This is a genomic window from Streptomyces bambusae (assembly GCF_019400985.1).
GTDB classification, from domain to species: Bacteria; Actinomycetota; Actinomycetes; order Streptomycetales; family Streptomycetaceae; genus Streptomyces; species Streptomyces bambusae_A.
The window spans coordinates 1-10,745 of sequence record NZ_WTFF01000249.1; the positions used below are offsets into that span (position 1 = coordinate 1).

Here is a 10,745-nt window from a genome sequence, read left to right on the forward strand (position 1 = left end):
GTCCCGGTGTGCCGCCGCCCCCCGGCCACGGCGGCGGCAGCGGCGGATACGGCGGCGGATACGGCGGCAGCGGCGACTTCGGCGGCCACGGCGGCCACGGCGGCAGCGGCGACCACAGCGGCGGCCACGGCGGTGGCCACGAGCCGCAGCGCCCGAAGCCCCCGCGCGGCTTCTTCGCGGGCTGCGCGGTCGCCATCGGCCTCTTCTGCACCTGCCAGATCTGCTGCGCCGACGAGTACGAGGGCCCCTGGTCCCGCAAGAAGCGCGAGGGCTGCTGCAGCAACTGCGACTGCAGCGGATGCGACTGCAGCTGCTGCGAGTGCGGCTGCTGCTGCCCCTGCGACGGCTGCTGAACCTCCTTCAGATCCCGCCGCAACCCACCCGGTCCGGTCCCCTCGGCCCGCTGAGCCCCCCTCAGGTCCGTACGGCCTACCGCACCCGCGCGCACCGCGCGGGTGTGGAAAGGTTGAGCGGCATGAGCGACGACGCAGGCCGGGCCTGGAAGGACTGGCACGAGCACCGGGTGGACACGGTCTCCGCGCCCTACGGGCCGCTCGCCCTGACCGCCACCCACTGGCTCGCCGACTACCCGGACGGGCGAATTCCGGCCGTTCCCGGCCGGTGGCAGGAGACGGACGGCCGCGTACGGCTCACCGCGACGGAGGCCGACGGGCTCACCCTGGACGGTGCGCCCTTCGCCGGCACGGCCCGGCTCGACCCCGACCACGCCCCGCCGGCCGGCGCCCGGGTCGCCGCCGGTCCGCTCCACCTCGTGGTCGTCCGGCGCGAAGGCGCCGTCGCCGTGCGCGTCTTCGATCCGGACTCCCCGGCCCGGCGGGCCTTCCGGGGCATCGAGGTCACCCCGTACGACCCGGCCCTCGTCCTGCCCGGCCGCTTCCGGCCGTACGGGGAGCAACGGACGGTCCGGGTCGAGACCGCCGACGGGCAGGTGCGCGGCCTCGGACTCGACGGCGAGCTGGTCTTCGACCGGGCCGGCACCGAGCACCGCCTCCACGTCGCGGCGGACGGGGAGAGCGGCGCGCTGTGGGCCGTCTTCGCGGACGTCACCAGCAGCCTGACCAGCTATCGCTTCCGTTTCCTCAAGCCCGGCCCGCCCCACCGGGACGGCCGCGTCACGGTGGACCTCAACCGTGCCGAGCTGCCGCCGTGCGCCTTCGCGGAGCACTTCATCTGCCCGTTCCCGCCGCCCGGGAACACCCTGCCCTTCGAGGTCACCGCGGGCGAGAGGCGGCTGAAAGCCGCCCTTGCCCCACCCTTCTGACGCCTGGACACTCCCGAGCAGCGCTTGTCAGGGACACGGCCAAAACCCCTTGTGTCGTACGACGTCCCCGACTGCGCCTCACCGGACCCCCACACCCCTTTCCGGGAGGACGAGAAGTGAGGATCAAGCGCATCACCCCCACGCGACTGACGGCCCTGGCAGCAGGCCTGGCCGCGGTCGCCGTACTGGCCGCCCCCACCACCGCCGGTGCGGACGGGCAGGACGAAGGATTCAGCGCCGCACGGCTGGCCGCCGCCGGCGCATCGGTCCTGCGCGCCGATGTCGCCGGAACCGCCTGGCACACCGACCCCGCCAACGGGACCCTCGTGGTCTCCGCCGACTCCACCGTCTCCGAAGCGGACCTCGCCAGAATCCGCCGCGAGGCCGGGCGGGACGCTGGAGCCCTGCGCATCGAGCGCATCCCCGGCAAGCTCAGCAAGCTGATCTCCGGCGGCGACGCCATCTACGCCTCCAGCTGGCGCTGCTCCCTCGGCTTCAACGTGCGCAGCAGCAGCGGCACGTACTACGTCCTGACCGCCGGGCACTGCACCGACGGCGCGGGCACCTGGTACACCAACTCCTCGCGGACCACGAGGATCGGAGCGACCGTCGGTTCCAGCTTCCCGAACAACGACTACGGACTCGTCCGCTACGACAACACCTCGCTGTCCCACCCGGGCACCGTCGGCAGCCAGGACATCACCAGCGCGGTCAACGCGACCGTCGGGATGTCCGTGACCCGCCGCGGCTCCACCACCGGCACCCACAGCGGCTCGGTCACCGGCCTGAACGCCACCGTCAACTACGGCGGCGGCGACATCGTCTACGGCATGATCCGGACCAACGTGTGCGCCGAGCCCGGCGACAGCGGCGGCCCGCTGTACTCGGGCACCCGGGCGGTCGGCCTGACCTCCGGCGGCAGCGGCAACTGCACCTCGGGCGGCACGACCTTCTTCCAGCCCGTCACCGAGGCGCTCAGCGCGTACGGGGTCAGCGTCTACTGAACCGCGTACGGGGTCAGCGCCTACTGATCCCCGTGCGCCCCGCACGCCCCTCTGGACGTCCTCCCGCCTTCTGGGAGGATGTCCAGGGGTGTCCGTCGGCGGGGGAGGCTCGGGTATGAACTCGGGTATGAAGCGGATCGGCGTGACCGGGCACCGGTTCCTGCCCGCCGCCGTGCTGGAGCACGTGGAAGCCCGGCTGCGGGAGCTGCTCGGCCGTCACGAAGGGCCCCTGGAGGCCCTGTCCAGCCTCGCGGACGGCGCCGACCAGCTCTTCGCCGGCATCGCCCTGGAATGCGGCGCCGACCTGATCGCCGTCATCCCCAGCAGGGCCTACGAGGAGGACTTCCAGGACCCCGCCTCCCTGGCCCGCTACCGGAGCCTCAAGCGCCTGGCGGCGGGCGAGGTCCGGATGGACTTCGCCCGCTCGACCGACGAGGCCTACTACGCCGCGGGCACCTTCATCGCCGACTCCTGCGACCGGCTCGTCGCCGTCTGGGACGGACTCCCCGCCCGGGGTCACGGCGGCACGGCGGAGATCGTCGCCTACGCCAGGTCCCTGGGCAAACCCGTCACGGTGCTCTGGTGCGAGGGGGTGTCCCGGGACTGACCCCCGCGCCCCGGGCAGGCGGTGCGCCCCGTCAGGGGCGCGAGGAACGGCGCGCTCAGCCACCCACGGCCCGCGCAGTCCCGCCCACCGCACATCCCCGGGCCGTGGGCCGCCGCCCCCACGGGAGTCAACTGCTGTGCCGGGCCAGCCAGTCCGTGTGCTGCGGCGAGACGTAGCGCTCGGTCTCGTACACCGCCGCCGGCCACTGCGCCTGCGTGACGGTCGTCTGCATCACCACCATCATCGCCGCCAGGTCCTGCTCGATCAGCGTGTGCGCCTCGATCAGCGGATGGTGCCGGCGCACCTCGTTCCAGGCGATCCCGGCCGCCGCCGCCGCGCTCAGCAGCCCCGTCGCCGCCCCGCCCGGCCCCGCCCCCCACACCGCGAGCAGGGCGAACAGCAGCGCCAGGCAGGTCAGCAGCACGATCGACCACGACCACAGCGCCGTCGCCCGCCGCGAGACCTCCCTGCGCCGCCGGTACCAGTTGCGCTGCTCGATCAGCCGGTCCCGTACGTACGTCTCGCGCCGCACCTGGTAGTCCGCCCCGCGCAGCCGCTCCATGGCCCCGGTGATCTCGCCGCCCTGCGGGAGCGGCCCGGCCGTCCGCGGATCCGCCCAGCCCATCTTCCGCAGCTCGGCCAGGCCCTTCTCCAGCCGGGCCCGGTACACCTCCTGCGGGTCTTGGACCTCCGTGCCGAACGGGGCGCCGTGCACCGCGTACCGCCACGCCAGGGACTTGATGAACTCCGCGGCGCTGCGGTTGAGCTGCCACTGCGGGCGGGCCCGGCGCCGGGTGGCCCGCATCCCGACCCCCAGCACCCCCGCGTACGCCAGCACCCCCACCAGCCCGAACACGTGCAGCGGGCCGAGCGCCGGCCCGGCCGGCAGCGACCCGGCCGCCGCGCCCGCCACGAGCAGCAGCAGCTGGGCGCGGGTGGCCTTCACCGACTCCCGCTGCCGGGAGATCGCCGCCCGGTCGGTGTGGTGGAAGAGGGCCGGCAGGTCCTCGTTGCGAAACGTCATGCTGTCCGTCACAGCTTCCCCCAGGTTGCCGTCCAGCAGTTCCCGGCGGTGCCGAGGGGAAGCGGGGCCGCCGCGACGTCGGCCCGGCCCCGCCTCCCCGCGGCACCGCCTCGCGGGCGGTGGCTCAGACCGCCAGCGGTTCCAGGTCGCGGTGGACCCGGCGCTCGTCCCGCGCGTAGCGGGTCAGGCCGTGCTCCTCGCCCAGCAGCCGGGTCAGCTCGTGCACCGCCTCGGCCCGCACCCGCGCCGCCTCCTCCTTGCGCCCGACCGCGTCCAGGCTCACCGCCATGTTCGACCCCAGCGCCAGGGTCTCCGGGTGGTGCGCCCCCAGGGCCTCGCGCAGCCGCGCCCACGCAGCCCGCTCCAGGTCCAGGGCCGCCTGCGGATCGCCGAGATCGGCCAGCACGTTGGCCAGGTTCAGGTGCCCGAAGACGGTGTGCGGGTGCATGTCGCCCAGCACCTCCTCCATCAGCCGGACCGTCTGGCGCAGCATCGGCTCCGCGGCCTCCGGCGCGCCCGCGCCCCAGTGGAACACCGCCAGGTTGTTCACCGCGGCCAGGGTGTACGGGTGCCGCTCGCCCGGCACCTTCATGTACTCGTCCACCACCTCCTGCGCCAGCTCCCGCGCGCCGGCCGGGTCGCCGGTGGCGAACAGGTCGGCCGCCAGGTTCAGTTCGCAGGCCAGCAGGTCGGGATTGACCGAGGTGTACTTGGCCCGGTAGCGGTTGCGGGTGGCCGTGGTCAGCCGCCGGGCGTCCTCCAGGTCGCCCGCCCGGCGCAGCGACACGGCCAGGTTCTTCGCCGCGGACAGCGTGCCCGGGAAGGCCCGGCCCAGCTGCTGCTTGTAGATCTCGTACGTCCGGCTCAGCAACTGCACCGAGTCGTCGTAGCGGCCGACCTCCCGCAGGTCCCGGGCGAGGTTCTGGGCCGAGGACAGCGTGTACGGGTGCTCCGGGCCCAGCACCTCGGTGCGCCGGTCGAAGACCTCCTGGTCGATCTCCCGGGCCCGGGTGTACCGGCCGACCATCCGTAGGTTCAGCGCCAGGTTGTTGGCGGCGGCCAGGGTCCGCGGGTGCGCCTCGTGGAAGATCTGCCCGAAGCCCTCGTACGCGGCCGTGGCCAGCTCCATCGCCTCGCCGTAGCGGCCGAGCGCCCCGAGGTCCATCGCCAGGCCGCTGGTGGTCATGTACGTGTGCGGGTGCGAGGGGCCCAGCGCCGCCCGCTGCCGCTCCAGGGTGACCTCGTCGAGCTCCTTCGCCTCCACGAACCGGCCCCGCGAACGCAGGATGTTGGACAGGTGGAAGCGCAGGTAGAGGTACTGCAGGTCGTCGTTGCCCAGCTGCTCGCGCCACGCCGCGCGCAGCTCCTCGCCCAGCTGGTAGGCGGCCTTGAAGTCGCCCCGCTTCCACAGGTACCGCACCCGGTCGATCAGCAGCCGCCGGGTCTCCGGCTCCTTGCAGTACCGGGCCTCCGACGGGTTCAGGTGCGGCCAGATCGTGGTGAACCGCGGCCAGGTCCCGGGGTTGTCGATCGGCTCGTCGTCGTCCGGCCGGGCCCCGGCCAGGATCCGGTGCACCGCGTGCCGGGCCTCGCGCTGCTCCTCCTCCGTCAGCTGCGCCCGGATCACCGCCTGCACCAGCCGGTGCACCTGGATGCTGTTGCCGACCTGGTCCACCTTGGCCAGCGCGAACCGGCCGATCTCCCGGATCACCCGGCCCAGCACCAGCTTCTCCTGGAGCGAGGGGTCGTACGGCTTGAGCGCGTCGATCATCTCCTTGCTGTAGAGGAGGTTGGCGCTGATCGGCTCGGGGGCGAAGAAGGCGCACAGCTGGAGCAGCCGCACGGCGGCGGGCGAGCGGGACTGGAGCCGTTCTATCGACACGTTCCAGGTCGCCGCCACCGGCTCCGGGTAGCCGGCCGGCTGGTTCAGCGCCAGCACCCGGGCCGCCTGCTGGGCGAGCTGCTCCAGGTACGCCGAGACGGGCGTGGCGGTCTCCGCGATCCACGCGCCGGCCTGCTCCACGGCCAGCGGCAGGTCGCCGACCGCCACGGCCACCTGCTCGGCGTCGTCCGTCGTCAGCCCGGGCGCCCGCCGCTGGAGGTGCTCGATGGACTCCTCGCGCAGGAAGACGTCCACCGGCAGCGCGTCCCCGTACTGGGACCAGGTCTGGTTGCGGGAGGTCACCAGCACGTGCCCGGGACCGCCCGGCGGGAAGAACCGCTTGAGGGTCTCGGGGTCGTCGGCGTTGTCGAAGACCAGCAGCCAGCGCGAGGTGGGCACGCCCCGCCGCAGCAGGTCGACGGCCTCCTGCGAGGCGGCCGCCATGTCCTCGCCGGTCTGCGCGCCCAGCCGTACGGCGAGCTCGGCGAGCGAGGCGACCACGTCGTCGGTCTGCTCCGAGGAGATCCACCACACCAGGTCGTAGTCCGCCATGAAGCGGTGCACGTACTCCAGCGCGACCTGGGTCTTGCCGACGCCGCCGAGTCCGTACAGGGTCTGCGGCTGCGGGAGCACCACCGCCATGCCGCCGCCGAGCTGGTCGCGCATCCGCTCCAGCACGATCGACCGGCCGGTGAAGCCCGGGTTGCGGGGCGGCGCGTTCCAGATCTTCGGCACGGTGCCCGGGAAGCGCGGCCCCGGCCCGGACGCGCTCGCCACGGCGTCGGCCAGGGCCGTCGGCCGCTCCACGGCGCGCAGCAGGGCCGCGGTGGCGTGCACCTCGTCGAGGCGGAACAGGTCCACCGGGTTGCGGTCGATGTACGACGCCGACAGGCGCACGTCGCCGACCCGCAGCGGCACCAGCTGGCGCCGCCCGCCGGTCGGGTCCTCGGCCGCGGCCCGCTCCCACACGTCCACGGCCCGCGCCGACTTCAGGTAGGCGCTGGAGAGCAGCACCACCGTGCGGGCGGCGGTGTCGATGCCGAACCCGGCCCCGTTGCTGTGCCCGTCGCCCGCGGCGCCGGCCGGCCCGGCCTGGGCCGGCCGCTCCGCCGAGACGTCCCGGGGGACCACCCGGAAGCCGGCCCGGGTGAGCACCGACTCGATCCAGTCGGCCCACATGCGGTTCTCGGCGACGTAGGACAGGAACAGGTCGGCGGGCAGGGCCGGGCGCCGCCTGGTGTAGGCGTCGCGGATGCGCAGCCGCACGTCCTCGTTGACGGAGGGCATCGAGGTGACCTGGCCGCCGGTGACCACGGAGGTCAGCCGCTCGAAGGCGGACAGCAGCGAGTTGTTGAGCCCGGCCTCGTCGCCGAAGGTGGCGAGGGTCTCCTCGTAGGCGTAGTAGGGCCGGTACGGGATCTCCACCGAGCCCCAGTACGAGGTCAGCTCGTCCCCGGCCAGACCGCCCGGGAACCGGTCGAACTTCAGCCGGGCCAGCGCCCGGCCGGCGTCGGCCTTCTCCTTCTCGCCCTCGTCGATGCGCATCGGGACGGGGTAGATCGTGATGCCGCGGTCGCCGAAGCGCTCGTCGATCTGCCGGGCGACCGCGGCGGCGCCGTCGATGGACTGGTCGGAGAGGGTGAAGCAGTCCACCAGGACGTCGGGCAGGTGGACGGTGCAGATGTCGGCGATGTCGGACAGGCCGGTGCGGCTGTCGATCAGCACGTAGTCGTAGTTGCGCTTCATGTCGTCGCGTAACGCGTCGAAGAAGTGCCCGCCGCCGAGCCGGTCGTAGAAGTTGTCCCAGTCGAAGGTGGAGACGGTGGCGGAGTACTCGCGGTTCTGCCGGCCGGCCGAGACGAAGTCCAGGGTGCCGCCGTCGGGGAACTGCCAGCCCAGTGTCTCGGGGGTGAGCGAGACGGCGTGCGGCTGTATCCGCGCGTAGTCCTTGTGCCAGTCGTCGGCGCGCTGCACCGGGCTGGTCGCCGCCCACGCGTACTCGCTGATCAGGTCGATGACCCCGGTGGTGGCGCCGAGCGTGGACGGGTCGAGGAAGGGGTGGAAGAAGCGGTGCAGGCCCGGTGCCTCCAGGTCCCAGTCGACCGCCAGTACCCGCTTTCCGTTCGCGGCCAGGATCCAGGCGGTGTTGGCCAGCGCCATGGTGCGGCCGGTACCGCCCTTGTACGAGTAGAAGGTGACGATGCGCCCGTCACGACTGGTGGTCATCGGCGTCCCCCGCATCGGTGTGGTGGGTCCCTCGGTGGCTGTCGCGGCCGGGCGGGTGGGGGCCGGGCGGCGGCGGTGTCGGGCCGCCCATCCCCATCGGCCCCAGCAGCCGCGGCCGTTCGGTGTGCGTCCCGCCGGCCGGCGGATAGACCTGGGCGTGTCTGAGGAACTGCTGCGCGGCGGCCTCCACCACCTGCGGCAGGATCTGCCCGAGCGTCTCGATGCTGGCCACGCCGTTGGCTGCGGCCCGGCAGGCGGCGCGCCCCTGGCCCATCGTGACGGGCATCGTCTCCTCCAGCCGGTGCACCAGCTCGCGCTCCCTGGTCCGGCTCTGGGGGTCGTAGCGGTTCCACGGCACGACCACGTGCACCCAGGGCCGGGGGTCCTGGTCGAAGGCCGCCAGACGCCGGCGCCGCTGCTCGTCGGCCACCGCCCAGCGGTCGACGATCAGGATCTCCGGGCGGGCCGGCGGCTGCTTGGCGTCGAAGTGCCCGGCGTCGTCGTCGAAGGAGCCCAGCGTGACCTGGTAGTCGAGGGTGCGGATCAGCTCCTCGGCCACGTACGCCACCGGCCGCTGGGCGGTGGGGTGGTACGGGTTCCAGTCCAGCGCGGACTCCCCGTAGTACTCGGGGCTGCGGTCCTCGGGCAGGTCGTGGCCGGTGGCGGCGGCCACCGACACGTGCAGGGTCCGGGGGCCGACGGGCGCCCCCTGGACGCCGTTCGCGCGCGGTGTGCCGAAGGCGCTGGGGACCCCGCGATAGTCCACGGGCCGACTGGGGTCGAGGCGGACGGACTGGGCGACCCGCACGATCCGCTTGGCGAGCTCGTACACCGTGTGCTCGTACTCCTCGGCGTACCCGCGGAGTTTGATCAGGCCGTAGAGGCCGTCCGTGACGTAGCGGTCGCCGAAGCTGTTGTGGTTGAACTGGAGCCGCTCGGCCGGCCCCGGCAGCTGCGCGGGCGGGACCGGCACCCACAGGGCGGGCACGATGACCTCGGCCGGGGTGTTGTTGTGGGCGCTGTGCCGGATCGCCCGCTGGGCGAAGGCGAACCACTCCTTGCCGCACATCTCACTGGCGAAGTACCGCGGCGAGAACAGCGGGACGAACACCCGGCAGGTGGCCAGCGCCCTGCCGAGCCGCTCCGACCAGCCCTCGCCGCTGCGTATCTCACGGTCCATGAAGCCGGCCTCGGACCCGGCGGGCAGATCGGTCAGCGCCATGACATGGCTGCACAGATCACGGAAGAGCCGCTCGACCCACATGTCGGGGTCGGGCCCCCCGGCCCCGAACCTCGGCGTATGCGCATAACTGAGAAAGAAGTACGGCTGCTGCTCTGATGCGGGCACACGACCCCCGTCCCGAAGATGCGAGCGAAGGAACATCATTCCCGAGCTGCTTCACCACATCCCCTCATGGTTCAGTCAATCAGCGTCTGTTTTCGGTCATCCAGGCAAGTGCGTGATCGACCGCATCGGGAATCGAGAAGAGCGCCGTCGCTGCGCCGCCCACCCGCGCCCGGCGCACCGCGGACGCGGGGAACTCCGCCCCGATCCGCTCGAAATCCCCGTCGTCGAGCGCGACGTCCTCGTAGTCGACCCACTGATCACCCCCAGGTAGGTTCACCACGCACGCGTACATGCGCAAGGGGGGCTTGGGAATTCGGTACTCCGCGAGATGGAATGCCGTGCAGACGGAAAATCCCACATTGAACAGGAGTACCTGGCCTCCCTCCCAGCACAATTTCCCCAAGGGCGACTCCTCCCCCAGATGACAGGTCAGCCGGTGGTCCGCGCACAGCCGCCGCGCGTCCCGGCCGAGCGCGGCGAAGGAGGTCTGCGGATGCGCGCTGCGCGCCGCGCCCGGCGTGCTGCGCACCACCTCCGCCAGCGCGCCCATGCCGTGGCTGGGGGTGCGCGCCGGGTCGAAGGCGGGCATCCGGTCCCGGAACCGGCGCACCTCCTCCTCGTCCATGCCCGCGATCCGGGCCAGATGGGCGCGCGAGGTGGCCGAGTTCTGCGGGGTGAAGGCCGGCACCACCAGCGTGCCGCGCGGACCGAGGACACCGAGCAGCGCGTCGCGCAGCGCCTCGGCGCGCAGCCCGGTGCCGCCGAGCGAGGCGTGCACCAGCAGCCGCTGCCCGGGCCGCACCCCGGCCAGCCGCAGCTGCACCGCCAGGGACAGGGGACCCGGGCGGGCACTCACGCGTCGACCGCCTTCAGCTCCCAGCGCAGCTCCTCCACCAGCCGCTTGCCGGTGGTGGTCAGTTCGGCCGCGCCCGCGAGCTGGTCCAGGGCGCGGTGGATCCGCTCGGAGCCGGCCGGCCGGACCGGCTCGGTGGCACGCTGGTAGGCCTCCACGGCGACCCGCTCGTGGACGTCGGCCAGCAGCCGCGACACCGGCACCGGGCGGTCCCGCCACGGTGAGGGGTGCTGCCAGGACCCGTCCAGGGCGTACAGGTCGGCCACCTCCGTCAGCGCCCGCAGCCGGGCCCGGCGGCGGCCCGTCAGCAGCGCCAGCGCGGTCTCGCGGACCCCCGCGGCGTACGGCACCCCCAGCGCGCCCGGCCGCACCCACTCGCGCCGAGGCCTCCACCCCGCCAGGAGCGCCCCCGCTCAGCACCTGCTGCGCGTGCTGCACCTGCTGTGCCGGCTGTGCCTGTTGCGCTGCTTGTTGCGCTGCCCGCTGCACCGCGCCGGCCTGCCGGGCCCGCTCCGTCAC

At 73.3% G+C, this 10,745-nt stretch carries 8 protein-coding genes and 1 pseudogene; 4 read left to right on the forward strand and 5 right to left on the reverse strand.

The annotated features are described in order from the left end of the window. The 4 genes and pseudogenes from GPJ59_RS26960 to GPJ59_RS26975 form a co-directional block, all read left to right on the forward strand. A pseudogene (locus tag GPJ59_RS26960) lies at nucleotides 1–353 on the forward strand (DUF5685 family protein); the annotation flags it as partial. 122 nt (nucleotides 354–475) lie between these two features. Next, a complete protein-coding gene (locus GPJ59_RS26965) occupies nucleotides 476–1,282 on the forward strand; it encodes a DUF1684 domain-containing protein (protein ID WP_219670301.1) in 807 nt (268 codons plus the stop codon). Between the two features lie 116 nt (nucleotides 1,283–1,398). Further along, a complete protein-coding gene (locus GPJ59_RS26970) occupies nucleotides 1,399–2,286 on the forward strand; it encodes a S1 family peptidase (RefSeq protein WP_219670302.1) in 888 nt (295 codons plus the stop codon). A 127-nt stretch (nucleotides 2,287–2,413) separates the two neighbouring features. After that, on the forward strand, nucleotides 2,414–2,893 hold the full coding sequence (locus GPJ59_RS26975; RefSeq protein WP_219670306.1) for a hypothetical protein: 480 nt from the start codon (nucleotides 2,414–2,416) through the stop codon (nucleotides 2,891–2,893). A gap of 127 nt (nucleotides 2,894–3,020) precedes the next feature. Here GPJ59_RS26975 and GPJ59_RS26980 read toward each other — a convergent pair whose 3' ends face one another. From GPJ59_RS26980 to GPJ59_RS27000, 5 genes are all read right to left on the reverse strand, one after another. Next, nucleotides 3,021–3,917, reverse strand: coding sequence for a DUF4231 domain-containing protein (locus GPJ59_RS26980; RefSeq protein ID WP_219670303.1), 897 nt, complete (start codon nucleotides 3,915–3,917; stop codon nucleotides 3,021–3,023). A 124-nt stretch (nucleotides 3,918–4,041) separates the two neighbouring features. Next, the gene (gene fxsT / locus GPJ59_RS26985) at nucleotides 4,042–8,025 is read right to left on the reverse strand and encodes an FxSxx-COOH system tetratricopeptide repeat protein (RefSeq protein WP_219670304.1); all 3,984 of its coding nucleotides are present in this window, start codon (nucleotides 8,023–8,025) and stop codon (nucleotides 4,042–4,044) included. Next, nucleotides 8,009–9,409 (reverse strand): TIR-like protein FxsC, encoded by a 1,401-nt coding sequence (locus GPJ59_RS26990; RefSeq protein WP_219670307.1) that lies wholly within the window; start codon nucleotides 9,407–9,409, stop codon nucleotides 8,009–8,011. Before GPJ59_RS26990 ends, fxsT begins: the two co-directional genes overlap by 17 nt. 43 nt (nucleotides 9,410–9,452) lie before the next feature. Next, nucleotides 9,453–10,202 carry an aminoglycoside N(3)-acetyltransferase gene (locus tag GPJ59_RS26995; RefSeq protein ID WP_258024975.1) on the reverse strand — a complete coding sequence of 250 codons (750 nt, stop codon included), beginning with the start codon at nucleotides 10,200–10,202 and terminating at the stop codon, nucleotides 9,453–9,455. Between the two features lie 23 nt (nucleotides 10,203–10,225). Further along, complete coding sequence (locus tag GPJ59_RS27000) at nucleotides 10,226–10,576, reverse strand: hypothetical protein (RefSeq protein WP_258024973.1); 351 nt, start codon at nucleotides 10,574–10,576, stop codon at nucleotides 10,226–10,228. Nucleotides 10,577–10,745: the final 169 nt, after the last annotated feature.

Excerpts from the sequence above, each read along its gene's own strand:
- GPJ59_RS26965 (WP_219670301.1), top strand. The coding sequence starts at position 476 with ATGAGCGACGACGCAGGCCGGGCCTGGAAGGACTGGCACGAGCACCGG.
- GPJ59_RS26975 (WP_219670306.1), top strand. The coding sequence starts at position 2,414 with ATGAAGCGGATCGGCGTGACCGGGCACCGGTTCCTGCCCGCCGCCGTG.
- GPJ59_RS26980 (WP_219670303.1), bottom strand. The coding sequence starts at position 3,917 with ATGACGTTTCGCAACGAGGACCTGCCGGCCCTCTTCCACCACACCGAC.
- fxsT (WP_219670304.1), bottom strand. The coding sequence starts at position 8,025 with ATGACCACCAGTCGTGACGGGCGCATCGTCACCTTCTACTCGTACAAG.
- GPJ59_RS26990 (WP_219670307.1), bottom strand. The coding sequence starts at position 9,409 with ATGTTCCTTCGCTCGCATCTTCGGGACGGGGGTCGTGTGCCCGCATCA.